Origin of the sequence: Streptococcus criceti HS-6 (assembly GCF_000187975.2) — a bacterium.
Classification (GTDB): domain Bacteria; phylum Bacillota; class Bacilli; order Lactobacillales; family Streptococcaceae; genus Streptococcus; species Streptococcus criceti.
On the sequence record NZ_AEUV02000002.1, the window covers coordinates 129,662 to 153,124 of the forward strand.

Consider the following 23,463-nt stretch of genomic DNA (forward strand, 5'->3'; position numbering starts at 1 on the left):
ATCACTCCTCATAACCATCAACCATCTCATTGAAGGCTTCAGCTGCCTCGTCAGTTCGCTCTTTGGCACTCTTACCGTCTTTAGCATAGCTACCCTTTGGATTCTTAAAGCTGTCATTCCAGCCATCATCACCCTTTTTATCCTTGTTGGGAGAGATGTAGCCTTCTGATTGTTCTTCTCTAAACTTAGGATCCCACATTTTCATAAGAGATTAATGGCTAGGAAAGGGGCAATTTTACTTTCTTGTGCTCGGATCATAAGTATATTGGGTTAGAAATTCCTCTTCTGAGTTAGGAATAACATAATTTGATTTTTGAAACTTTAGAAGAGCTCCATTAATATAGTAGCCCTTTTTACCTTTTTTCCAAATTACTCTTTGGTTATAATGTTCGTGCTTTATCGTGTAATATTTACCTCTCTTGTAAGTTTTAACATCATTAAAATAAATTTCAGTTGATTGCTCTATTTTATATTCAATATTATCTCCATTAAATTTATATGTTCCTATATTATAATAAATATTTGGAAAAATTCGTGCCTCCTCTTCATTTCCTGCTTTATCCAGATCAGTTTCTGATTTATAAATGCTAGCTCGATCTTGAATAGAAATATAAGTTCCATCTGATTTAAAGATGTCATAGTAAATAGCATCATCATTTTCTTCTTTATAAACCTGATCCAACTCAATTGTTTTTTCGTAACTTTCTTGTTTATGAGAAGAGGAGCTATGGGAGACTGAATGCAAGGACTGCTTGTTATTTCGCATCACTAAGGCAGTCATACTGATAGCTCCTAACAGAATTGCTACTAATAAAATACTTATTGCCAATTTCTTTTTCATAGCAGTCACTCCTCATAACCATCAACCATCTCATTGAATGCTTTAGCTGCCTCGTCAGTTCGCTCTTTGGCACTCTTACCATCTTTGGCATAGCTACCCTTTGGATTCTTAAAGCTGTCATTCCAGCCATCATCACCCTTTTTATCTTTGTTGGGAGAGATGTAGCCTTCTGATTGATCTTCTCTAAACTCAGGATCCCACTGTTTAGGCGTATTGACGTCTAATCTATCATGGGATGAGACATAGCCTTTCTGTTTAGCAGTGCCGTCATCTTCATCGGCTTTATCCTGTTGGAAATCCGCATAGTTAAAGCTGGAACCATTGATAACATCATTTTCGATCCGATTTTCCGTACTAGTTCTGACACAAAATTACCTATCGTCTTTTGTTGAAGGATCGTAAGTATACTGCTCTAAAAAATCTTCTTCTGAACTTGGAATAACTTTTGAGCTTTTTTTCAATTTAATCTTGTTCATTTTATTGTTAATTCCCTTTGTCTGGTAGTAAAGGCCTTTCCAAGAAGAAATAATTTTTCCCCCTGAATTTAACATAAGTTTTTTATTTTCTTTTTCAAAATATTTTTTTTGATGAAATACTGAAATATCATAAAATCTGATTATAGTAGAGTGCTGAGGTTCCAAGGAGATATAATTGCCTGTTTTTTTATAGTTCCCTTGAGTAAAGGTCAATTCAGGATAAATCGCTTGTTCTTCTAAGCGCTCTTTCTCTTTCAGCTTCTTATCAGATAAATACGTATATTTCTCAATATAAATAACATACCTATGATTCTTAAGAAGTTTAATTTGACTATTACGTACACCGTTACTATCAACATGGTATTGGTAGGTTTGATTCAATGCGACGTTATGACCCTTTCCATTAGGAGCAGTCTCCCTACTGTCAGAATTTATTTTCCATACTAAAATTATTAGTGATAATAAACTGACTGCTCCTACGAGATATAATAAAAGTTTCTGGGATTTTTCTCTTTTCATAAATATCTCCTAACTAATTTGATATTTGCCTTAAGTGTCGATGCTTATCTAGGATTGATTTTTTATCATGTCTCTAAGTTCATCTCTAGCTTCTTCAACTCTATCATGAGCGCTAGCACCATTTTTTGAATAGTACCCACTATCATTCCAATAGCTGTCATCCCAATTTTCACCATTGCCATTTTCCCAATAATCTTCCCAAGCATCTTTTGCTCTACTCAAGATATCACCACCTATATTATTAGGAGAAATATATTGTTTGGCAACCTTACTGTGATATTCTGGATCATAAGGCTTAACTGAGTCTACATCAAGTTGCTTATGTATATTATCATTCTCATTGGCATAATTAAAACTTGCTCCATTAACAATACCATTTTCAGTAGTACCTTCAGAATCTATTTCATTTAGAAAATTTCCTTCACTGTCTATAATAAATTCTGAGCGGAAACCAATAGTTACTTTATAATTAGCAGTAGAACCTCCAGGATAAGACACAGAATCAGGTTCTCCATCTCCATCAGAATCAACTAGCTTTCCTTTATTATGCAAGCGTGAGGACTCATCAAGCTATATTCACCAGAATCGTCTCCTTCCTTCAAAGTAGAGAGGTAAGCAGCTAAAGCTTCCTCGTCTGTCATGCCGTCCTTCTTATAATTATCTCGTACCCATTGAGCCTGTTGGGCAGAAATCACATAGCGGAACTGGTGAACCTTATAAGTGATAATTTTAAAGAGTTTTTACTAAATCATCTAGGATAATCGTTTCTCGTTAATGGATCATAGGTATATTGCGAAACAAAGTCATCCTTGGAATTTGGGATTTTCTTATTAGATTTATGATAATAATTTTTTATAGGTCTTGGTCTTACAAAATATAATCCTTGACTACTGTATTTTACCCTGACGGTGCCAGTAGACTTTGTATAATCAACTCTGAAGTAAATCCCTTTTTTATAGTTAGCCACACTTGCAAACAATAAGTCAATTTCAGTTTTATCCTCTAAGATAAGGTCTGTCCCTTCTTTTTTGTAATGTCCCTGATAGAAATATAAACTTGGATACTGTCTGGCTTCTTCCTTGTCGGCCTCGTTTTTTAAATCTTCTTCTGTTTTATAAATAGAGGCCTCGTCATCATACATGATATAAGTACCCTCATCCACAAGCTTAAAATACAACCCATTATCTTGATGGTAGGTCTGTCCTATCTCAAAATGAGTGATTCCTTTTTTATCTTTTAGCGAGTCCGTAGTGTTACTCATTATTTTAGAACAAGACGCTAAAAATAGAAAGCAGAGGCAGCATATTAGCAGTAAATATTTTTTCATACAATCTCCTGTAGCTTTAAAACTTAGTACAATACTCATTATCTTAATAATTTTTAATCATTTTTCTAAAGTTTTCTCGTTCCTTTTCCACTCTATCATGGGCACTTATACCATCTTTACTGTAAGCACCTCTACTATTCCAATAGCTGCTATTCCAATCTTCTCCATTACCACCTTTACCTTGTACAGATCCCCAAAAATCTTCCCAACCGTCTTGAATATTACTGTTAAGATTGTTAGGAGATTTATATTTACCCGCTATATCTCTAAAACTTGTGTCTAAATACTTCGCAGTATGAACATCCATCTGGATATGAGTACCATCATTTGCATTCGCATAGTTGAAACTTGCTCCGTTAACAATACCATTTGTATTATCCTCGATCTCCTTATGGGAATCAATCTCATTTAGAAAGTTCCCATTTTCATCAACGATAAACTCGGAATGACCGCCTGAACCTAGTAAGACCTTATAATTCATCTGATCAGAGTTACCATCTGCGTATTCCATCTCGTGAGTATCTTTATTATATTTAGCTTTATTATGCAATCGAGAAGATTCATCAGCGGAGGAAACTTTGACATCCGAATCAGCCACATAGGCGACCAGTTTATCCCTATCAGTCATGCGCTTAGCTTGATCGGCACCATATTCCTTAATAGCCCAATCTCGGATATACTGCACCTGCTGCTGTGAAATGACGTAGCGGAACTGATGAGCCTTTAAAATCACTCTAACTCTTCTGGCTGATAGTCGTACTGAGCTAAAAAATCATCAATTGAATTTGGGAGTTTTTTAGCTATTTTATAAAGAGAGAGGGAATTACCTTGATTATTTTCGACGTAGCCGCCATCCTCTTTGACAATTGTTAGTGTCCTACCAGCCTTATCTTTATCACTTAATCTTTTGGATGCGATAATCTTGTCTTTAACATGCTGGGGATCTTTAAATTCAGTGATAACTCTCTTTTTTGGAGTTAGAGTGATATTTTCACCCTCTCTAGTATATTCCCCTTCCGTAAAGTGGATGACGGGATAATAGTCAACAGAATCCTCATCAGCATTTATTTCATCTAATTCATCTTGAGTATAATGACTGTGGTCAATCATATAAACATAATGCTTGTCGTCAGTCAATTTCACGTAAAAAGTATTCAAATCATTAAAATCATCTCCAAGTTTATAAGTGATACCAACTTCTAATGTCTTAGCTTTTTCTAAGCGCACAGTTTCTGATTGTTTAGGCTTAGAAGAATTTTTTGGACTTTTTGCCTGACAGGCAGCTAATAAGAAGGTACAGAGTACCATACAAATAACAATATATTTTTTCATTCTTCACCTACCTTCTCTTTAAAGTTATCTTTTTGCGCCTGCTCTCTATCATACGTTGACTGATTATCATTGCCCTTTTTAAATCCAAAAATTTCGTTTTTAGAATCCTTATAATCTTCCATGTCTGGTGATCTAAATTTATCACCACCATTATCAATAATATCCGTCCTAAATTCTGGGTCATATTTACTTGGTGTCTCAACATCCCAATGATTGTGACCTTCTTCATCTCCATCATTCGCATAATTAAAGCTGGCTCCGTTGACCACACCGTTTTGGTTCTCTGAAGCATCTTTTTCAGGGTCAATTTCATTGACAAAACTACCGTCTTCACTGATGATAAACTCTGTGTGGAAATCTTTAGACAAGATTTTATAATTGACCTGCTTCTTTCCCCCAGGATAAACACCATTGTCTGTTACTTTGTTATGCAGGCGGGCGGTATCATCGAAATCGTAATTGGATTTATGACCGTCATTCAGGTAGGCAGCTAGAGCCTGTTCATCACTGATATCATTGCCATACCTTTCCCTTGCCCAATCCCGTACCCATTGCGCTTGTTGGGCTGAGATGACATAGCGGAACTGATGAACCTTCTGTTTCAGTGCCTCATTGCCGCCTTTATCGCCTAAGGCGTTAGCACCTTTTTTATCCGGATAAGCCACCTGCACTGTCCCCGCAAAGTCATCCCAAAAGTCATCGTCTGGCGCTAGGCTGTCGGACATCTTGTCCAAGATAGCCTGCGTCTGCTCGGCACTGCCATCAAGCTCTTGAGGCATGCCCGTATACTTCATGGCAATCCCCAGAAGCTTCTCAGCTGCCGCCGAGTCTTTATGGTTCTTGGCGGTCTGATAATCAATCCCCCACATCTTCTGGAAGATACCTGAACCAAAAGTGTGGGCATTATTGAAGTACTCGCCCAGCTGAGTGGCAATGCTCATCTCCTTATTAGGATCATAAGCCACATTAACCGTGTCAATATAGCCGTCCTTGATGGCCTTCTTGGTCCAGCCGTCTGATTCCAAACTCTGGACTTGGGTCCGAAGGGTGCTGACATACTCTTTAAATTCGGCATCCGACATTCCTTCTGGGCGGTGGACATCATACCTTAACACAAAGAGGACATCCCTTGTTAGTTCTTGGATTTGGCTGCTGTTCATCAGATCCATCCCTCTGAAATCAACGCTGGCAAATGTTTTCGTCTGCGGATTCCAAGCAGCCTGTGTGAACTGGCTCATCGCTTTCAAGGAAGCAGCCAGTTCGTCTAAGCCCTCAAAGATTCTGGGCGAGCTGGCATCAAAAGCCAGCAGCCGATCCAGCTTATCCTGAATCTTGGCCTTGGCCTGCTTGGCTATATCAAGACTTGCCTGCATATCACCGATCCGCTCTTGGGCGTGATCCCCGACAGGGTGGGCCTGCATTTCGGCTAAGAGGGCCTGACCATCACTGATCACGGCGTTGCATTGTTCTAGCTGAGCTTCTAAATCGGACTGGCGCAGACTCTCAGGTCCCACCTCTTCCTGATAGGCTTCCGGAAAGCGCCGGACCGCTTCTTTAACCTCTTCCAGATAACGGCGGGCACCATCCTTGTGAGGAACAATAACGGTTTCCACATGGTCACGCAAGGAATCGTAACTCATTCCCTTTAATTCCGATCCGCTCTCTAAAAGGCGGTTGATGGCACTGTCCAGCTGATCCAAAGCTGATAAGGCTTGGTCAACCATCGCAGCCACACTGTCTGCCTGTGCCAGAGACAATTCTAAATACATATCAATACTCATGATGAGACCTCCCCTGTGATGTTAATCCGACGGCGTTCCCTGTCTATGTCGTCCAAGCGTCCAAGTATTTGAGAACGGTCTTTGAACAGGGTCTCACGGTCGGTTTCTAAAGCCATCGATAGTTTTCTGTTGTGTTTGGTCCAGCTATCTGAAAACTCCTCAAAATCATAGGACAAGGTCAAAAGCGCGGAAACCTTGCGTTTATAACTGTCAAACCACTCTTCCTGAGATTCAACATATATTTTTTTCGCGCCCAAATCACTTTCTTTGGTCTCAAGTGCGATCTTTTCTTGTCGGAGTTCTTCCAAGCGGTCGGTGCTGGCCTGACGCTTTTCTTCCTTGGTCTGGGCTTTGGCATAAGCTTTTTGAGCAGCAGTTAATTGGTCTGCTGACTGAGCACCAGTCTTTTGGGAAGAGGTGGCTTTGGCATAGTGAGCCTGAAATCTTTCCTTGTCCTCCTTTAAACGCTGGGCCATCCACTCATTCCAGCGTCTGGCTTCCTCAGGGGTCGGCATCCGAACCCCATCATCTTCCTCATCAGGAACGTTTAAAAACGGCGGCTTAGCCGGATTGGGCTTGGATGAAGCTGAGGGTTGCTTAGACACTGAGGAAGGCTTCGACAGGACTGGTGCTTGATCCAATTTAGATGATGATGACGAAACGGATGAGACAACCGATGTTGGTGACGGAACAAGCTGAGGATTTGATGGTATAGAGACAGCTTGGACTGGCGAGGCCGACTGAATCGGGATGGTACCTACAGCCGATACCGGAGAACCATTTCCGCTATTTATCGGATAACTCTCTACTGGCTGGCCGACGGTCAGCTCAACTGACCGATTGGCCGGTTGAGACACTGGGGAAGCAAAGGCAGATTGAGCGGTCCAATACTGAGAAGGCTGGGCAGAGCTTGAAAGCGGCTAACCAGTCTGGCCCAGTCCTTGAACAGATTGTGGAGCTGGTTTCATCTGTTGGGGTTGGTGAAAAACTGGGTACGGGCCATTAGGGGTGACAGCTGAACGTCGGAAGAGTTGTTTCAAAAACTGAAACATAGGGCATTACCTCATAATATTTGGGCATGGAGACTCTGAGTAGCGGATTGATCGGCACTCTCAAAGCCTGCCGCAATACTTTTAAAACTGTCAGAGAGAGCAGATAGGTTGGTGCTGAGCTCCTTAACAGTCGCTGCTGCTTCTGAAATGGCTTCATGGGCTTTAGCGTTGCCAGAAACGGTGGTTTGATCATCGGTTCCGGCTTCATTGATACCGCTTAAGTTCCCTTCAACACTGTGAAGAGCGCTGGTATGGCTGTTGACAGCGGCCATGTGACTTTGAATCGTAGACATCGCTTGTTTTCCTTCCTTAAAAAAATATTATAGTTTTATTTTACCGACATCTTTCTATCTGTCAAGAGATTTAAGGAATTTGGAAGATTTGATTTAAGAGAAAATAGGATATTAAAAAATGCAGATTCTATTAAGAACCTACATTTTATTAAGCCACATTAAATATTCGCCCACACACTATCTAAAATGTTGGTTTGGTCGCGGTCCGGTCCGACTGAGAAAGTCGAAATGCGGACACCGACCAATTCACCGACACGGCGAACGTAGTTGCGAGCAGCTTCCGGCAGTTCATCGAGACTGCGGCAACCAGTAATGTCTTCTGACCACCCCGGCAATTCTTCATAGATTGGCTGACAGCGTTTGAGCTGTTCCAAGCTAGCTGGGTAGTGGTCAATGCGTTCACCGTCTAAATCGTAAGCGACACAGATTTTCACCGTATCTAAGCCCGATAAAACATCAATAGAATTCAGCGAAAGATTGGTAATCCCTGAAACCCGGCGGCTATGGCGCATGACAACGGAGTCAAACCAGCCAACCCGGCGCGGGCGACCTGTTGTTGTCCCATATTCATGGCCAATCTCCCGAATACGATCACCCGTTTCATCATTTAATTCTGTCGGGAAAGGACCATCTCCGACACGACTGGTATAAGCCTTGCAGACTCCGACAACCTTGTTAATCTTGCTTGGTCCGACACCAGAACCGATGGTCACTCCTCCGGCAACGGGATTGGATGAGGTGACAAAAGGATAGGTTCCTTGGTCGATATCCAGCATAACTCCTTGTGCTCCTTCGAAAAGAACGCGTTTGCCGCTGTCAAGGGCATCATTCAATATGACAGAAGTATCTGTGACATAGTCCTTAATGATTTGACCATAGTCATAGTATTCTTGGAAAATATCCTCAAATTGAAGGGGAGAACATTCATACATCTTTTCAAAGAGCCGATTTTTTTCAGCTAAATTAACTTTTAAACGTTCTGCAAAAATGTCTTTGTCTAAAAGATCGGCAATACGAATCCCGACACGGGCCGCTTTGTCCATATAAGCAGGGCCGATACCCTTGTTGGTTGTTCCGATTTTATTATCTCCCTTAGCGGCCTCCTGCAGCTGGTCCAATTTAATATGATAAGGGAGAATAACATGGGCCCGATCCGAAATGCGTAAGTTATCAGTGCTGACACCTTCTGCATGAAGATAATCTAACTCTTTCACCAAAGACTTAGGATTGATCACAACACCATTGCCAATAACTGCCAGTTTTTCTGGGAAGAAGATTCCTGATGGAATCAAGTGAAGCTTGAACTTCTTGCCATCAATCACAATAGTGTGACCAGCGTTATCACCCCCCTGATAGCGGGCGATGACCTCTGCATCCTGACTCAAAAAATCTGTAATTTTTCCCTTACCTTCGTCTCCCCACTGGGTTCTGACGACTACTACTGATGTCATATAAATACTTTGGAGGGGCTGAATAAGACCCTCTCACCTTTCTGGAAAATAGACGATAGGACTTTCACCTATCAGCTTTCTACAACATCTTATTATAGGAAATTTCTGACTTTTTTTCAAGATTTGGTCAATGAAATTGGCTAAAAGTGAAGGAAAAACTTTTTATGGAAAGTTCTAAAATGAAGTTAGCCACCTAAGAGTATCAAAAAACATCTCAGAGAGATATAATTGTAATCACCACAATAACAATTAGAAAGACTCTGAGATGCAAAACTATTATACACCAAAAAGTAAACATTTGACACTAACTGAACGTAGAATAATTGAACGTTGGCTTCAAGAAGGGCTCTCAAATCGTGAAATCGCTAGGAGATTGGCTAAAGCTCCTCAAACCATTCACAACGAAGTCAAACGTGGTCAGGTTAGACAACAAGTGCGTAAAGGAAAATTTGAGGTGATCTACTCAGCTGACTTCGCCCAAAAAGCCTATCAAAACAATCGTAAACGTTCTGTTAAACAAGTCTCCCTGACCAAGGGACTCAAAGAAAAGATAACTCACTACATCAAACAGAAATATTCTCCTGAGATGATAGTAAAGGCAAAAGGATTACCTGTTCCCATCTCCACTATTTACTACTGGATTCATCATGGACACTTAGGATTGACTAAAGCTGACATGCTTTATCCTCGCAAGGAGAAAACTAAGAAAAAGCATGCCAGTCCCAACTTTAAGCCAGCTGGAAAGTCTATCGAGGAACGACCAGAAAGCATTAACAAGCGTGAGAATGTTGGTGATTTTGAAATTGATACGGTTATTCAAACTCGGGCAAAAAACGAGTGCCTGTTGACTCTAACGGATAGAAAGAGTCGTTATCAAATCATTCGACTCATTCCCGATAAGTCCACGTCTTCAGTCAATCAAGCTCTGAAAGCAATCCTCAGGGATTATCAAATTAACTCTATCACAGCTGATAACGGGGCTGAATTCAGTCGTTTAGCAGAAGTTTTTGACCCTGCTCATATCTACTATGCCCACCCCTATTCTTCTTGGGAGCGTGGAACTAATGAGAATCATAATAGACTCATCCGGCGCTGGTTGCCTAAGGGAAGCAAAAATGCGACTCAACAACAAGTCGCATTTATTGAAAACTGGATTAACAACTATCCAAAGAAACTATTCAATTATAAATCTCCTAAAGAGTTTTTACAGACTGGCTAACTTGAACTTGAAATTTAGTGAAAAACTTTTTATAATATCATTTTGTAAGTAAAAACCGAACTTTCTAGTTTTTTCTTCCTGATGAAACCATTTCTCCTGCCATAAGAAAAAACTATGACTAATCTATAGCCAACGTTTGAATGCCAAGGTATTTCGTTGTATAGTGGGGATAGACTGATTATTTCATTTAATAGGATATAAGAACTGCTAGAAGAGGAGATTTTATGACTGTCGACCAAATCCTACAAAATAGCTCCACCAGCCTTCCCATTCTCCAAGGGACTTTTGGACTGGAACATGAAAGTCTGAGGATTGACCGCCAAAGCAACCACCTGTCCCAAAGATCCCACCCTGATCGGCTGGGCTCACGCAATTTTCATCCCTATATTCAGACCGACTACAGCGAGCCTCAGATTGAACTGATTACACCAATCAGCCAATCGACCAAGGAAGCACGCCGCTTTTTGCGGGCTATCACAGATGTCGCTGGCCGTTCCATCGCTAAAGAAGACTATCTCTGGCCTCTATCTATGCCACCGCAGGTTAGCGAAGACGAGATCGTTATTGCTCACTTAGAGGATGCTTTTGAACGGGAATATCGGGAGCATCTCGCTAAAGTCTACGGTAAAAGATTGCAGACTATCTCAGGTATTCATTATAATTTTGGGCTGGGAACGGATTTATTGAACCAGCTTTTCCAGCAAAGTAATTATCAGGATTTGGTTGCCTTTAAAAATGATCTTTATCTCAAGCTGGCCCAAAACTTTATCAAGTACCGCTGGTTCCTGACCTATCTTTATGGAGCAAGTCCGATTGCGGAAAAAGGCTTCTTTGACCACGATTGGGATAGCCCTGTTCGCTCTATTCGCAACAGTTCACTGGGTTATGTTAACCATGAATCTGTCAAAATTTCCTACAGCAGCCTAAAACAGTATGTGGCAGACATCGAGGCCTGTGTGGCTGATGGGCGGCTGATTGCAGAAAAAGAATTTTACTCGCCGGTTCGCCTGCGCGGATCAAAACGCAGCCGAGACTTTTTGGAACGAGGGATTACTTATTTAGAATTTCGCTGCTTTGACATTGATCCCTTTGACCAGCAGGGAATTGCTCAAGAAACATTGGACACCGTTCACCTTCTGGTCCTAGCCCTGCTCTGGTTGGATGGTCCCGAAGCTGTTGATAAGGAACTGGCTGCTGCTGAAAAGCTAAATGAACACATTGCCAAGGCAAATCCTTTGGAGCCCCTGCCTAATCAGGCCCCTATCGAGGACCTGCTGCAGGCCATGCGAGCCGTTATTGAACACTTTAGCCTACCTCCTTATTATAGCCAGCTGGTCGACCAGCTGGAAACCCAATTGGCGGATCCTCGTTTGACTATTGGCGGCAGACTAGCTAAGGAAATCAAAGGGGCCTCTTTAGAAGAATTTGGCCGCAAACAAGGACAGACTTTCAGCAATCTAGCTTGGCAGGCGCCTTATGCTCTCAAGGGTTTTGAGACGATGGAACTATCAACCCAGCTTATCATGTTTGATGTCATTCAAAAGGGGATTCAGCTGGAAATCTTGGACGAAAGTGATCAATTCCTCAAATTGACCCTTGGCGATCATACCGAATATGTCAAAAATGGGAATATGACCTCTAAGGATAGCTATATTGTTCCCTTGGCCATGGAAAATAAAACCGTCACTAAAAAAATTCTGCGACAGGCTGGCTTTCCAGTTCCAGAGGGGGCCGAATTCCATTGCTTAGAGGAGGCTCTTGATGATTTTGCCCGTTTCAGTCATACGAAGGGGATCGTCATCAAACCTAAGAGTACAAATTTTGGGCTGGGTATCTCTATTTTTAAAGACAATGTCAGTCAAGATGATTATACCAAGGCTGTGAAGCTGGCTTTTGCGGAAGACGACAGCATTTTGGTTGAGGACTATGTTGCTGGAACTGAGTATCGCTTCTTTGTTTTAGAAGGGGAGACATTGGCTGTTCTTTTACGGCAGCCAGCCAATATCATTGGCGATGGACACTCTACCATCAAAAAGCTGGTTGACAAGAAAAACAGCAATCCTCTGCGCGGCACTGGCCACCGTTCACCCTTAGAAAAAATTGAGCTGGGAGAGATTGAACGGCTCATGTTAGAACAGCAAGGTTACACGCTTGACAGTATCCCAGACAAGGATAGCCGCATTAATCTGAGAGAGAATTCCAACATTTCAACTGGCGGAGATTCGATTGACATGACCGAGCAGATGCATCCCAGTTACCTAGAATTAGCTGCTCAAATGGCAGAAGCTATGGACGCCTGGGTCTGCGGTGTGGATCTCATCATCCCTGATTATCGAGAGCCCTATTCCAAAGAGGCTGCCAACGCTACCTGTATCGAGCTCAACTTCAACCCTCTCATGTATATGCACACCTACTGTGCTCAAGGGCCCGGACAGATTGTTTCAACTCGAGTTATTGAAAAACTTTTTCCAGAACTATAAGACCGCGACGCTAATATCATAAACAAAAAATTCCTAGCAGTTTGATGAACTGTTAGGAATTTTTATGATACTTATAGAAAGGGACGGAATGTAGGCACCCTTTTATAGCTTTGCTTTAACCCATAAAATCTTTGATATCTTCTGGTGTTAATGATGAATCACAAACGACTTTTACAGAACCATTTTGAGAGACCAAAAGTCCGGGTACTGTGGCTACGCCGTGGCGATTGCGAAGGGCCTGAATATCATCGATTTGTGACATATCCTCACTGTGCAAGTAGTAAACTTCAGCACCTGTCTCTTGCACTGCCTGACCCAGCTTAGGCGCAAAACGCCGGCAAAATGGGCAGGTCGGACGGCCGATAAAAAGGATAAACTTCTCTTGAGCAGCAATACGATTGCGGGCTTCTGCCGCAGAAATAGGTTCCATAAGCGATACAGCTTGATCAAAACTAGACATAAGATTCCCTCACTTTATTCTTTTGTCCCTATCATAAAACAAAACTAGGAGCCATGCAAATTTTGGCTATGAAAAAAGCCCGCAAGTTTGCAGGCTTATAAAAGAGTTCTAAATCAAGCACCTTGCTCTTCTTTCAAAAGTTTTTGGTCATAACGGCGGATAAATGGCCAATAAACCAAGAAGGCTACAATGGCACAGACGAAAGCTACAGGAATAGCTTTAAGGTCTGTTGTACCAAGAAAGGCACCAATACCAATTGGCGTTGGCCATGGTACTTGGGCAATGACTGCATGTATAAAGTTTAATTTCATTGACAAATAGTATACAGACATGGAAGCAATCGGTGCCAACATGAATGGAATAGCTAGAGCTGGATTATAGATGATTGGCAAACCAAAAATCAGGGGTTCATTGATATTGAAGATACCAGGGACAATAGCTGCTTTACCGATAGCACTAATCTGTGCTGATTTTGCCCGGAAGGCACACCAGATAACTAATCCTAAGGTTGCACCGGAACCACCAGCGATAACGAACATATTTGAAAATTCACCTGCAACAATATAATGTGCTCCTTTAGCATTGGCTGCCATGTTAGCTAAGATAATCGGATTGATGAAGGCAGTAATAATGTTTGCACCGTGGATACCCACAATCCAAAGACATTGCATCAGGAAATAAATAACAACGAGACCTAACCAAGTATCAGTCAGTTTCGTAACAAAGCTAAATGGGATTCCAATTACTTGGAAAATATCTGTACCAAATATAATTAGGATACCGTTAATGACGATAACGGTGAAAGCAACAACAAATCCTGGAATAAGGGCAGTAAAACCACGGGCTACCCCTTCAGGAACGGATTCTGGCATTTTAATAACCCAGTTATTCTTCACACACATGCGATAAAGGAGAACGGTGACAACGGCCATAATGATACCCGTGAAGATACCGCTTGTACCAAAGCGGGTAACACCATTAGCCATAGCCCAACCATCTGCAATAACGGAATCTTTTTTTAAGCTGACGACAGCATTCATCACACCACCCTTAAAGACGATTTGAGGGACTGTCATGATAAAGGCAAAGAGAGCCAAGAGAGCACCATTGAGAGGATTGAGATTCAATTCTTCTTCATCGGCATAAATTTTTGTCAATTCGTAAGCCATAGCTAGGACAAAATAAAGAGACAGAGATCCCATAGTGGCGTAGTTAGCTACCATATAAAGTGGCGTAACTTTATCAAAGGAAGCTGCAAACACATCAGCTACGACTGGCCAGAATGAAAATGCCTGAGGCAAGATACTCAATACCAAGAAGGCTGATCCAACGATGGTGAAAGGCACTGCCGCCATACCCGCTGCCGTGATAGCACGCACTACTTTAAACTGAGCAATATAACTCATAGGGCCCATCAGATATTTATCTAATAAACCGAAGAATCCTTTTTGTTCATCCATAATGAACTCCTTTCAAAAAATTAAATGGATTTCCCAAATGTTTGTTGGAAGCGAAGGTAAAAGCGGTCAGTCTTTCTTTCAATCCGACCAACCTTCCTCAAATTGAGGAGGACAACCGCTAGTCCAAGCCCCTGCAAGATTATGACAAAAATTTTACCTGTCAGGTTATCTGAAAAGATTGGAAAAACGGTTGAAAATTGATTTGGAATAAAAATCAGTGCCAAAGCTAGAAAATTGGTGATTGTCTGAAATTGGAAGGCACGCTTAGTCCAAGTCAGGATAGCTTCTTTTTTACCATATAATCTTAATTGCTCAGCACTCCCCAAAACAATCAAGATGATAGCTAAGAGCGGTACAACGATGACTGGGCTAGAATGATAAACTAGAATCATAGCCCAGTAAAGATTGGAAAAGAAGAAAAGGGCCAAAGAATACCGCAATAAGATATAGCGAGCAAATAAATTATTCTTCCACGCCATTTCCTTCTTTAGCTGTGGGTCAGGTATCCGCTTGTTTTTCTGCTTTTCTGCCATATCTTCTCCTCTAGTCTTTACTTTTTATCAAGCTTTTTATACAACTCAAGCATTTCAAGCGCCACTTCCCGTAGGGTCATGGTTGTCATTAGGTGATCTTGGGCATGGACCATGATAATTTCTACCTTGATTTCAGTCCCGCCTGCATATTCTTGTAAAAGTTCTGTCTGTGATTGATGAGCCTTCAGAAATTCTTCATTAGCTTGGTCGAGCTTTGTTTCCGCCAAATCATAGTCACCCTGTCGCATGGCGTCGAAGGCTTCATGAACGATAGCACGGGCATTCCCCGAATTGAGGATAATTTCAAATGCGGCAACCTGTAGCTCTTCTGTATTCATATCGTTATTTCCTTTCTTCTAATTGTAAAAACAGCTCTTTAAACGCTTCAAAAGTTTGGCAAGCTAGGATTTTAGTCTGTAATTCAGGCCTGTCTACTAAGTCAACGATACTGCTGGCAATAACGGGCAGACCGTCATTTTCATAAATTGACATGGAAGTTAGAAAAATCAACTTAATCATTGGATAATCGTCGTTCCATTTTAAGCCCTGATGGATGATTGCTACGGCTACTCGGTGTTTCGTTCCCACTGCCTTAAGCGGATGGGGAACAGCAATGCTGTCACTGAAGACGACAGAACTCATCAGTTCTCTTTGCTTAATCATCTCCTGCATACGGCTTTCAAAATGTTTTCCTTCACAATCCGCCATACTGTGGATCAGCTGGGCAAGCACCTCATCTTTATCACCCTTGTCAAAAATAAAGAAGGTCTCTTTTGTAAAAAACTCATCAAAAACCTGCCCTAGTGAAAATCTCTCATTATTAGCATAGTGGGCTAGGCGACTTTTGGTGTACAAACTGGCTATTTCTTGCCTGATATGATTAATTTCCTCATCATCTAAAAATACCGATACTGTAAATACGGGGATATTAAAAATCAAGGTTGATAAATCAATAGATGAAATGATAAAATCAATATCTTTTAGCTTTTCATCGCTGATTTCATAATAGCCGATCACATCAACGACACGAACGATATTCCCCAATTCATTTTCAATACGGCTTTTGAGCATTTGGGCACTGCCATAACCCGTCGCACAGATAACGAGGATATTATATTTTTTATGTTCCTTATAGCGCTCTTTAGCTGCCATAAAATGAAGAGCGATATAGGCCAGCTCATCTTTTGACACAGAAAACTGGCTGAAGGTCGGCATGAGTGACAGGGTCTTTTCAGCCAGTTGATACATATCTGGAGATTTTTTCTCAATCTCATCCGTCAGCGGATTATCTAAAATCACCTCATTTTCCAAACGTATCAGCATGGTTGAGAGGTGGGATAACAAGCCTTCAATCAGCTGAAAATCATTCTTGACTGCTGGATTTAAGGTTTCAATGGCTGCCAGCAATTCCTGACGGAGACGATCTTCTTGCTCCTGCACGAGGTGATTAGCAGTGGCTTGTTTTTTAGTCACTAGATGCAAGGTAATATAGTCGACTTCTTCACTAGGAAAATCAATACCTGTCACTGAACTAATTCTGTCAAGGATACGCTGAGCAATCTTGCGTTCATACCAATCGGCTATGTCAACTGCCTCGCTGAGCTTACTAATCTTGAATCCTTCCGTAATCCGCCGAATAGCCAAAGCAATATGAATGACTAAATTTTGAATAACGTAATCGGAGAGTTTTAATTTCCCCTCACGGCACTCATCTAAGACAATAATGGTGAGTTCTTCAAAGCTGATTTTCTGGCTGAAAAGATCATTATCAACATAGGTATGCATGGTATTGACAAAACCCGAACTGATAAAGTAATCCATAATAAAGCGTCTCTTATCACGCTCACTGCCGGTAATATAAACCCCTTTATTAGGCTTACTTTCAATTCCTAGATGGTAGGGAATAAACTTTTCACGAATTTTCTTAAAGTCACTTGACAGCGTTGAACGGCTGACATAGAGTTCATCCGCTAAATCATCAAAATAAATCTCATTTTGCTCGAAGAGAAGCTTGTTAAGCAAATAATTATAACGATCGTTAATATCAGAAATTTCCTTATAGGGGAGCTGAGCTAGATTCAGATGATTTTCTTCCAAGAAGGCAGAATACTGATCATCATCGGAAATGATAAGTTTGTAACCATGTCCTTGCTTTGAGGTCAACTCTAATTTGGGATAGGGTGATAATTTATCCACTAAGGATTTGCAATAGGTTCTAACTGTCCTATCTGAACAGGCTAATTGATCAGCCAATTCCTGACTGGTCATATAATGATCCTTATTTTTAATAAGAATCTGGAGAATCTGTCTTTCACGTTTATTCAGCATAAGACGCTCTCCCCTCATCAGATTTAGATATTTTCCTTGACCAAGGCAGCCATCTTTTCAATTCCCATCGGAATAGGAATATAGGCTTGCGGCGGAATTTGAACGATAGGTTTATTCTTTTTAGCAGCAGCATCAGCCAGCTGTTTGAAGTTCATTTTTGTCTGCGGACTGACTAGATAAAGATCATATTTGTCTGCTTCAATACGTTTTTGACCTTCTGGTACGCCTACCGCATCCATTTCAATATCTTCTCCCTGCTCTTGCAGCATAGTCATTGTTTTTTTAGCAATCATCGAAGAAGACATACCGCCTGCGCAGATAATCAATGCTTGTTTTGCCATAATATTAAACTCCTTTATTAGTTTATTTCTGCCTTTATTATATAACAGCGTTTTCAATATGTGCATGGCTACTTTTTCCGTATCTCAACGGAAAATCTCTCTATGGATACGGAAACTATGGAAATCTATTTCTTTAAAATTTCCGCAAAAAAAGACCAACCTTACAGTTGATCTCCTGTCTTTATAGATAAAGCCCAACCTGACGGTAAGTTACAATAACGTTTTTGAGCTTCAATTGATATTCCTGCATGATTAACTGCCGCAATTTAACATCATTAATGGTTGATGCGACTACAAAACCATCCGACGTTTCATATTTTATGGATAAAATATCCATCAGTTTGGAATTTTGGCGAATATCTGGCTTATCAGTTCCCTTAAAATTAATGAAATAAGTACTAGCTGTTTTGCCATTTTTCTCCTGATAGGTAGGCGTGGTTATTCTTTTTCTTACCCCAAAAATAAGGTAAAATACCAAGCCTATTATAGCAACGGTAACCAAAATTCCTAAAATATTATACCACATAAACGTCACCTTTCTTTCTGTAACAACATCAAGAGCCTTTTTACATGACATGGATTTTCAGCCCTTAGATATAGCAACTAGGCTAACAGCCTATAAGTTCTCTCCATTTGAAGCAATAACTTTCTTGTACCAGTCAAAGGACAGCTTCGGCGAACGAGCGTAAGTTCCTGAACCGTCATCGTGCTTGTCCACATAGATGAAACCATAGCGCTTGCGCATTTCACCTGTTCCAGCAGATACAAGGTCGATACAGCCCCAAGGCGTGTAGCCCATGAGGTCAACACCGTCTTCATCGACAGCCTTAATCATCTGTTCAATATGAGCTTTAAGGTAATCAATCCGGTAATCATCATGCACCATACCATCTTCTGCCACTTGGTCGATAGCGCCAAAGCCATTTTCTACGATAAAGAGCGGCAAGTGATACATATCAGTAAACCAGTTGAGGGCATAGCGCAGACCCTCAGGATCAATCTGCCAGTCCCATTCAGATGCTTTAACATAGGTGTTTTTGACTAAATCTTCGGTTTCCAGATAGTCATAATGTGGGTTATTTGGACGGTGGCTGTCAATAGCAAAGGACATATAGTAGCTAAAGCCGATATAATCTACTGTACCAGCCAGCAGGGCAGCCTTATCTTCTTCTGTCACATCAACTTCAATACCTTTACGTTGCCAGTATTTTAGGATATGTTCTGGATAATAGCCATGCACATGCACATCAGCAAAGTAATAACGTTTTTGCATAGCCTTTTGCGCCATCAAAACATCAGATGGCTTGCAGGTTGCCGGATAGATCGGGCACATGGCAATCATGCAGCCAATCTGCAAATGAGGATTAATCTCGTGACCAATCTTGACTGCACGCGCAGAAGCCACCAGTTCATAGTGGGCAGCCTTGTACATGATGGCTTCACGGTCATCGCCTTCTTTATAGACAATGCCTGAATTGGTAAAGGGAGCAAAATCTTCTTGATAGTTGGCTTGGTTGTTGATTTCATTGAAGGTCATCCAATATTTAACCTTGTCTTTATAACGACAGAAGCAAACTTCTGCGAAACGGACAAAGAAATCAATAACCTTGCGGTTGGTAAAACCGCCGTATTCAGTTACTAAATGGTAGGGCAGTTCAAAATGCGACAGGGTTACAACCGGCTCTATACCATATTTCAAGCACTCATCAAAAAGGTCATCGTAAAATTGCAGGCCTGCTTCATTGGGCTCAGTTTCATCCCCATTGGGAAAGATGCGGGTCCAGGCGATGGACGTCCGGAAACACTTAAAACCCATCTCTGCAAAGAGTTTGATATCTTCCTTGTAATGATGGTAGAAATCAATAGCTTCATGATTGGGATAGTATTTGCCTTCAATCACACCATCAGTGATTTCACGCGGGACACCGTGTCGGCCTGCTGTCATGACATCAGCAACGGAAATCCCCTTGCCGCCTTCCTGCCAGCCGCCTTCCAGTTGATGGGCCGCTACCGCACCGCCCCATAAAAAGTTGTTTGATAATTTAGACATAATCTGCCTCCTTTATTTAATTTAAGATACAAAGGGACGGTTCGCTTTAGCGAAAATTCCCGACAGAAAAATAGAAGGTTGACCGGAAATCCTGATTTCCGAGACAAGCTATCTTTTTTCCAAGGGAATTAGTCCCGTGTTCAATTGACAAAGTATCGCTAAGACCTTAGGTCTTGCTCTACTACGCAAACTACTATGGTAGTTTGCTATGCCAATTACTAACTTCAAACCTTCGGTATGATCGACCGCAGGTTCGAAGTGTCGCAATTCTCAAGATACGGCAGAGGCTGGTTATCTAAGTGCTTTGTACTTGATAGCAAATGTCGTAGCGCTGAGCCCTTAAACAGCCAAGTTTTTGAAGAAGCAAGGCCACTAAAGATACTTGATCTGATTTCTGAACAGTCACCCACTTATTCACTTACATTATAAGAGGGGAGATGAAAAATGACCAGTTAAACTTTTTCCGCACCAATAAGGAAAACGGTTTCGGTTTATTTTGAATCCACTTGCCACTCTAAGGCGTTCAGCAAGCTGGGTAGAGACTGTTGAAGCTTGGTTCCTAAATTAAAAAGCAACAATTAATACGAAGAGTCTGGGACTGCTTTTGTCTCAGGCTCTGTGCAGAGGTAGTGGGGAAGTCTGGGGATAGGCTGCCAAAGCCTGTCACCTAAAAATAGGAAAGTGGCAGAAGCCTGAGCCTTAAAATGGAAGAGCGAGGAAAATCAAGGCCATGATTTTATCACGGTTTACTGATTGAGTCCCACTCTCTTGTGCCTTTCATTGAACTTGCTGGGCAAGCGCTATTTCCTACTTCCAATTATCCACTGGAGAATAGAGCGTTTTTGCACTTTAAAAGCCCCTGTATCAGCACTGATGCCAAATCATCAAACAGCCAAAACATACTGTTTTCTTAAAATTAGACATCTTTTCCAGATTTGTCCAAGAACAAATCAAATCTTTTACGCTCAGCTTCTCCAAGAACTATAATAGGACTAACAATAGAATTGGAGGTTTTTTGTTCCATGATGGATAACTTAATTGTTAAGCAACTCATAAAAAACTCATTCGATATTCCGCTGCAGGTTACCTACCCTAATGGCAAAACTGAAGTTTATAATGGCGAAAATCCACGGGTCAAAATTAAATTTAATAAGAAAATTTCGGTAGCTAATCTTACCCAAAATGCTTCTATTGTTTTAGGGGAAGCTGTCATGGATGGCGATATTGAAATTGAAGGTTCGATTCAAGAATTGATTGTGTCGGCCTACCGTGCCTCTGATAGTTTTTTGAAAAATAGTAAATTTGCCCGCTTCTTGCCGAAGCAATCCCATACTAAGAGTGATAGTAAATCCGATGTCCAAAGTCATTATGATATTGGAAATGATTTTTATCGCCTATGGCTGGATAAAACAGCAACCTATTCTTGTGCTTACTTCAAACATGAGGATGATAGCTTGGAAGACGCCCAAATCAATAAGGTCCACCATATTATTAAGAAACTGAACCCTAAGTCTGGAAAAACATTATTAGATATTGGCTGCGGCTGGGGTACTCTCATGCTGACAGCCTGTGAAGAATATGGCTTAAAAGTCGCAGGTATTACACTTAGTGAAGAACAAGCCAACTATGTCAATCAACGCATCAAAGAAAAGGGCCTAGAGGATCGAGCAAAAGTCATTCTCAAAGACTACCGCGATATTGAAGAGGGGCCTTATGATTATATTACTAGTGTTGGCATGTTTGAACATGTCGGTAAAGAGAATTTAGGCCAGTACTTTGACACTATCTCTCGTTACCTTGCAGATGATGGCCTAGCTCTGATTCATGGGATTACTGGTCAAGCTGGAGGAAACCATGGCAATGGCTATAATGGCTGGATTAATAAATATATTTTTCCTGGCGGTTACATTCCTCGGCTAACTGAAAATCTAGACCATATTTCTGATGCAGGACTTCAAGTTGCTGATATTGAATTCCTGCGTCGTCACTACCAAAAGACTCTTGAGATGTGGACAGAGAACTTCCACAAGGCCCTGCCAGAGGTTCGGAAACTCCACGACGAACGCTTCATCCGAATGTGGGACTTATATTTACAGGCTTGTGCCGGCTCCTTCCAAGCAGGAAATATTGATGTTGTTCAATACTTGCTATCGAAAGGCAAAACAAAATCTACCATGCCCATGACTAGGGACTATATGTATAAATAAACAGACAAAAAGCTGAGTCTAGGAGTTTTCCTAGGCCCAGCTTTTTAATTTTAGCGATTTTCAGACAATAATGCTTTGCTTGGTTCGTGACAAATGAAAACGCGACAGCCAAAACGCCTTCTTGATGGACTTAGTAAGGAATCCCTTGGCAGAGAAAAGCCTTGCTTCCTCACACTTTAACTCGTTAAACACTTTGATGCAGTAGAGGGGAGTAAGACTTGTTGGCTAAGACAACTTAGTCTTACCCCTGCAAGTGATAGCTAATAATTGAACACGCCTACAATGCTGTAGAATTAGAGACATAGTTGTCCCACCTCCGCACAATTGATTAGGATGGCCGCTAACAATTGCGGAGTAGTTAAACAGTCCAGTGGACTTGTTTAAGGGGGTGCTTGAAAATGGGACTGCACCCCAAGATAAGGACTCCCAACCACTGCGCCAAACTGTTATGACTGCAAAAATAGAAGGCTGGAATACCTTTTTCCAGCCTCTTACAATATGGCTGCTGACAGTATAAAATCTCCTTGGTGTTTTATCACCTAGGAGATTTTCTTAAATTCCTTTGCCTTGCTTAACGGCTTTGTATCTTAGTTCGATTGAGCTCAGGTAAAAAGACCAGTGATTTAGATGTCTTCTCTCTAAAATCAGGATTTTTTGAGAAGCCCTTAAAATCATACATCTTTTTTAACGCCCTTAGCCTCTTAATTTAATTCTGCAATTTGGTAGAGCTCGACTTCAGCGGCTGTTTCAGAACCAAACATGTTGATCATGATTTTGACTTTGTTATTTTCAATTTCAATAACACGCCCCTCTTGTCCCATGAAGGCGCCGTCGATAATTTGTACGACATCACCAACTTTGATATTGGTATCAATCACGTCAACGGTTTGTCCCATAGAAACAAGGATGGCACGGATTTCCTCCTCCAAGAGTGGCGTTGGTTTTGAACGGTTCCCGTGGGAGCCGACGAAACCGGTAACATTAGGGGTATTACGTACGACAAACCAAGCATCATCGGTCATTACCATTTCTACAAGGACATAACCGGGGAAGCGATTTTCTTCAACTTCCTTAACCTTACCATTCTTTTCAACATTAACGGTTTGGGTTGGGATTTCCACGCGCAGGATATTTTCTGTCATGTTGTAGGTTTGAGCGCGCTGCAGAAGGTTTTCCTTAACCTTGTTTTCGTAACCAGAGTAAGTTTGCAGAACAAACCAGCCCTTATCAAATGAATCTAACATCTTAATTTTCCTTTCTTTCCTTCTTAGCTAGCTAAGAGCAATATAAAAAAGCCTTTCTTGGGCTTTGCT

At 41.2% G+C, this 23,463-nt stretch carries 24 protein-coding genes and 1 pseudogene; 3 read left to right on the forward strand and 22 right to left on the reverse strand.

Annotation, left to right across the window (positions count from 1 at the left end):
- Nucleotide 1: 1 nt before the first annotated feature.
- The 13 genes and pseudogenes from STRCR_RS00665 to STRCR_RS00715 form a co-directional block, all read right to left on the reverse strand.
- Nucleotides 2-205 (reverse strand): hypothetical protein, encoded by a 204-nt coding sequence (locus STRCR_RS00665; protein ID WP_004228907.1) that lies wholly within the window; start codon nucleotides 203-205, stop codon nucleotides 2-4.
- Nucleotides 206-235: 30 nt separating this feature from the next.
- Nucleotides 236-841, reverse strand: a complete 606-nt coding sequence (locus STRCR_RS00670) for a hypothetical protein (RefSeq protein WP_004229156.1) — start codon at nucleotides 839-841, stop codon at nucleotides 236-238.
- Between the two features lie 5 nt (nucleotides 842-846).
- On the reverse strand, nucleotides 847-1,182 hold the full coding sequence (locus STRCR_RS12475) for a DUF3114 domain-containing protein (protein ID WP_081478765.1): 336 nt from the start codon (nucleotides 1,180-1,182) through the stop codon (nucleotides 847-849).
- Between the two features lie 30 nt (nucleotides 1,183-1,212).
- Nucleotides 1,213-1,836 (reverse strand): hypothetical protein, encoded by a 624-nt coding sequence (locus STRCR_RS00675; protein ID WP_003048816.1) that lies wholly within the window; start codon nucleotides 1,834-1,836, stop codon nucleotides 1,213-1,215.
- 48 nt (nucleotides 1,837-1,884) lie between these two features.
- Nucleotides 1,885-2,391: pseudogene (locus tag STRCR_RS00680) on the reverse strand (DUF3114 domain-containing protein); the annotation flags it as partial.
- Complete coding sequence (locus STRCR_RS12395) at nucleotides 2,367-2,564, reverse strand: DUF3114 domain-containing protein (protein WP_081478735.1); 198 nt, start codon at nucleotides 2,562-2,564, stop codon at nucleotides 2,367-2,369. The pseudogene STRCR_RS00680 and the gene STRCR_RS12395, both read right to left, overlap by 25 nt.
- Nucleotides 2,565-2,584: 20 nt before the next feature.
- Nucleotides 2,585-3,163: a hypothetical protein gene (locus STRCR_RS00685; protein WP_004228590.1), complete on the reverse strand. Its 579-nt coding sequence runs from the start codon at nucleotides 3,161-3,163 to the stop codon at nucleotides 2,585-2,587.
- Nucleotides 3,164-3,206: 43 nt separating this feature from the next.
- Complete coding sequence (locus STRCR_RS00690) at nucleotides 3,207-3,896, reverse strand: DUF3114 domain-containing protein (RefSeq protein ID WP_004225510.1); 690 nt, start codon at nucleotides 3,894-3,896, stop codon at nucleotides 3,207-3,209.
- Complete coding sequence (locus STRCR_RS00695) at nucleotides 3,893-4,495, reverse strand: hypothetical protein (protein WP_004226098.1); 603 nt, start codon at nucleotides 4,493-4,495, stop codon at nucleotides 3,893-3,895. Before STRCR_RS00695 ends, STRCR_RS00690 begins: the two co-directional genes overlap by 4 nt.
- Nucleotides 4,492-6,276, reverse strand: a complete 1,785-nt coding sequence (locus STRCR_RS11275) for a DUF3114 domain-containing protein (protein ID WP_004227496.1) — start codon at nucleotides 6,274-6,276, stop codon at nucleotides 4,492-4,494. Before STRCR_RS11275 ends, STRCR_RS00695 begins: the two co-directional genes overlap by 4 nt.
- Nucleotides 6,273-6,881 carry a hypothetical protein gene (locus tag STRCR_RS00705; protein WP_040804284.1) on the reverse strand — a complete coding sequence of 203 codons (609 nt, stop codon included), beginning with the start codon at nucleotides 6,879-6,881 and terminating at the stop codon, nucleotides 6,273-6,275. Before STRCR_RS00705 ends, STRCR_RS11275 begins: the two co-directional genes overlap by 4 nt.
- Before the next feature lie 458 nt (nucleotides 6,882-7,339).
- A complete protein-coding gene (locus STRCR_RS00710) occupies nucleotides 7,340-7,621 on the reverse strand; it encodes a TIGR04197 family type VII secretion effector (RefSeq protein ID WP_004229719.1) in 282 nt (93 codons plus the stop codon).
- Nucleotides 7,622-7,779: 158 nt separating this feature from the next.
- Nucleotides 7,780-9,072, reverse strand: a complete 1,293-nt coding sequence (locus STRCR_RS00715; protein ID WP_004228346.1) for an adenylosuccinate synthase — start codon at nucleotides 9,070-9,072, stop codon at nucleotides 7,780-7,782.
- A gap of 265 nt (nucleotides 9,073-9,337) precedes the next feature.
- Here STRCR_RS00715 and STRCR_RS00720 point away from each other — a divergent pair, with 265 nt between their 5' ends.
- Nucleotides 9,338-10,291 (forward strand): IS30 family transposase, encoded by a 954-nt coding sequence (locus STRCR_RS00720; RefSeq protein ID WP_004225294.1) that lies wholly within the window; start codon nucleotides 9,338-9,340, stop codon nucleotides 10,289-10,291.
- A 224-nt stretch (nucleotides 10,292-10,515) separates the two neighbouring features.
- Nucleotides 10,516-12,771 carry a bifunctional glutamate--cysteine ligase GshA/glutathione synthetase GshB gene (gshAB, locus tag STRCR_RS00725; protein ID WP_004225492.1) on the forward strand — a complete coding sequence of 752 codons (2,256 nt, stop codon included), beginning with the start codon at nucleotides 10,516-10,518 and terminating at the stop codon, nucleotides 12,769-12,771.
- Between the two features lie 115 nt (nucleotides 12,772-12,886).
- Here the strand turns inward: gshAB and STRCR_RS00730 are convergent, their stop codons facing one another.
- The 8 genes from STRCR_RS00730 to STRCR_RS00765 form a co-directional block, all read right to left on the reverse strand.
- Complete coding sequence (locus tag STRCR_RS00730; RefSeq protein ID WP_004229179.1) at nucleotides 12,887-13,231, reverse strand: DUF6568 family protein; 345 nt, start codon at nucleotides 13,229-13,231, stop codon at nucleotides 12,887-12,889.
- Nucleotides 13,232-13,344: 113 nt separating this feature from the next.
- Nucleotides 13,345-14,691 carry a PTS cellobiose transporter subunit IIC gene (gene celB / locus STRCR_RS00735; RefSeq protein WP_004227765.1) on the reverse strand — a complete coding sequence of 449 codons (1,347 nt, stop codon included), beginning with the start codon at nucleotides 14,689-14,691 and terminating at the stop codon, nucleotides 13,345-13,347.
- A 20-nt stretch (nucleotides 14,692-14,711) separates the two neighbouring features.
- Nucleotides 14,712-15,224: a hypothetical protein gene (locus STRCR_RS00740; protein ID WP_004228740.1), complete on the reverse strand. Its 513-nt coding sequence runs from the start codon at nucleotides 15,222-15,224 to the stop codon at nucleotides 14,712-14,714.
- A 17-nt stretch (nucleotides 15,225-15,241) separates the two neighbouring features.
- The gene (locus tag STRCR_RS00745) at nucleotides 15,242-15,562 is read right to left on the reverse strand and encodes a PTS cellobiose transporter subunit IIA (protein WP_004226597.1); all 321 of its coding nucleotides are present in this window, start codon (nucleotides 15,560-15,562) and stop codon (nucleotides 15,242-15,244) included.
- Between the two features lie 4 nt (nucleotides 15,563-15,566).
- The gene (locus STRCR_RS00750) at nucleotides 15,567-17,552 is read right to left on the reverse strand and encodes a BglG family transcription antiterminator (RefSeq protein WP_004225931.1); all 1,986 of its coding nucleotides are present in this window, start codon (nucleotides 17,550-17,552) and stop codon (nucleotides 15,567-15,569) included.
- Nucleotides 17,553-17,575: 23 nt separating this feature from the next.
- Entirely contained in the window at nucleotides 17,576-17,893 is a 318-nt protein-coding gene (locus STRCR_RS00755) for a PTS cellobiose transporter subunit IIB (RefSeq protein WP_004230081.1), read from the reverse strand.
- A 181-nt stretch (nucleotides 17,894-18,074) separates the two neighbouring features.
- A complete protein-coding gene (locus tag STRCR_RS11280) occupies nucleotides 18,075-18,470 on the reverse strand; it encodes a hypothetical protein (protein ID WP_234944251.1) in 396 nt (131 codons plus the stop codon).
- A 39-nt stretch (nucleotides 18,471-18,509) separates the two neighbouring features.
- The gene (locus STRCR_RS00765; RefSeq protein WP_004227159.1) at nucleotides 18,510-19,943 is read right to left on the reverse strand and encodes a 6-phospho-beta-glucosidase; all 1,434 of its coding nucleotides are present in this window, start codon (nucleotides 19,941-19,943) and stop codon (nucleotides 18,510-18,512) included.
- 1,022 nt (nucleotides 19,944-20,965) lie between these two features.
- On the opposite strand from STRCR_RS00765, the gene STRCR_RS00770 reads away from it, so the two are divergent.
- Nucleotides 20,966-22,150 (forward strand): SAM-dependent methyltransferase, encoded by a 1,185-nt coding sequence (locus STRCR_RS00770; protein WP_004229586.1) that lies wholly within the window; start codon nucleotides 20,966-20,968, stop codon nucleotides 22,148-22,150.
- A gap of 701 nt (nucleotides 22,151-22,851) precedes the next feature.
- Here the strand turns inward: STRCR_RS00770 and nusG are convergent.
- Nucleotides 22,852-23,394, reverse strand: coding sequence for a transcription termination/antitermination protein NusG (nusG, locus tag STRCR_RS00775; RefSeq protein WP_004227945.1), 543 nt, complete (start codon nucleotides 23,392-23,394; stop codon nucleotides 22,852-22,854).
- Nucleotides 23,395-23,463 lie beyond the last annotated feature (69 nt).

Excerpts from the sequence above, each read along its gene's own strand:
- STRCR_RS00665 (WP_004228907.1), bottom strand. The coding sequence starts at position 205 with ATGAAAATGTGGGATCCTAAGTTTAGAGAAGAACAATCAGAAGGCTAC.
- STRCR_RS00670 (WP_004229156.1), bottom strand. The coding sequence starts at position 841 with ATGAAAAAGAAATTGGCAATAAGTATTTTATTAGTAGCAATTCTGTTA.
- STRCR_RS00675 (WP_003048816.1), bottom strand. The coding sequence starts at position 1,836 with ATGAAAAGAGAAAAATCCCAGAAACTTTTATTATATCTCGTAGGAGCA.
- STRCR_RS00685 (WP_004228590.1), bottom strand. The coding sequence starts at position 3,163 with ATGAAAAAATATTTACTGCTAATATGCTGCCTCTGCTTTCTATTTTTA.
- STRCR_RS00695 (WP_004226098.1), bottom strand. The coding sequence starts at position 4,495 with ATGAAAAAATATATTGTTATTTGTATGGTACTCTGTACCTTCTTATTA.
- STRCR_RS11275 (WP_004227496.1), bottom strand. The coding sequence starts at position 6,276 with ATGAGTATTGATATGTATTTAGAATTGTCTCTGGCACAGGCAGACAGT.
- STRCR_RS00710 (WP_004229719.1), bottom strand. The coding sequence starts at position 7,621 with ATGTCTACGATTCAAAGTCACATGGCCGCTGTCAACAGCCATACCAGC.
- STRCR_RS00715 (WP_004228346.1), bottom strand. The coding sequence starts at position 9,072 with ATGACATCAGTAGTAGTCGTCAGAACCCAGTGGGGAGACGAAGGTAAG.
- STRCR_RS00720 (WP_004225294.1), top strand. The coding sequence starts at position 9,338 with ATGCAAAACTATTATACACCAAAAAGTAAACATTTGACACTAACTGAA.
- gshAB (WP_004225492.1), top strand. The coding sequence starts at position 10,516 with ATGACTGTCGACCAAATCCTACAAAATAGCTCCACCAGCCTTCCCATT.
- STRCR_RS00730 (WP_004229179.1), bottom strand. The coding sequence starts at position 13,231 with ATGTCTAGTTTTGATCAAGCTGTATCGCTTATGGAACCTATTTCTGCG.
- celB (WP_004227765.1), bottom strand. The coding sequence starts at position 14,691 with ATGGATGAACAAAAAGGATTCTTCGGTTTATTAGATAAATATCTGATG.
- STRCR_RS00740 (WP_004228740.1), bottom strand. The coding sequence starts at position 15,224 with ATGGCAGAAAAGCAGAAAAACAAGCGGATACCTGACCCACAGCTAAAG.
- STRCR_RS00745 (WP_004226597.1), bottom strand. The coding sequence starts at position 15,562 with ATGAATACAGAAGAGCTACAGGTTGCCGCATTTGAAATTATCCTCAAT.
- STRCR_RS00750 (WP_004225931.1), bottom strand. The coding sequence starts at position 17,552 with ATGCTGAATAAACGTGAAAGACAGATTCTCCAGATTCTTATTAAAAAT.
- STRCR_RS00755 (WP_004230081.1), bottom strand. The coding sequence starts at position 17,893 with ATGGCAAAACAAGCATTGATTATCTGCGCAGGCGGTATGTCTTCTTCG.
- STRCR_RS11280 (WP_234944251.1), bottom strand. The coding sequence starts at position 18,470 with ATGTCATGTAAAAAGGCTCTTGATGTTGTTACAGAAAGAAAGGTGACG.
- STRCR_RS00765 (WP_004227159.1), bottom strand. The coding sequence starts at position 19,943 with ATGTCTAAATTATCAAACAACTTTTTATGGGGCGGTGCGGTAGCGGCC.
- STRCR_RS00770 (WP_004229586.1), top strand. The coding sequence starts at position 20,966 with ATGATGGATAACTTAATTGTTAAGCAACTCATAAAAAACTCATTCGAT.
- nusG (WP_004227945.1), bottom strand. The coding sequence starts at position 23,394 with ATGTTAGATTCATTTGATAAGGGCTGGTTTGTTCTGCAAACTTACTCT.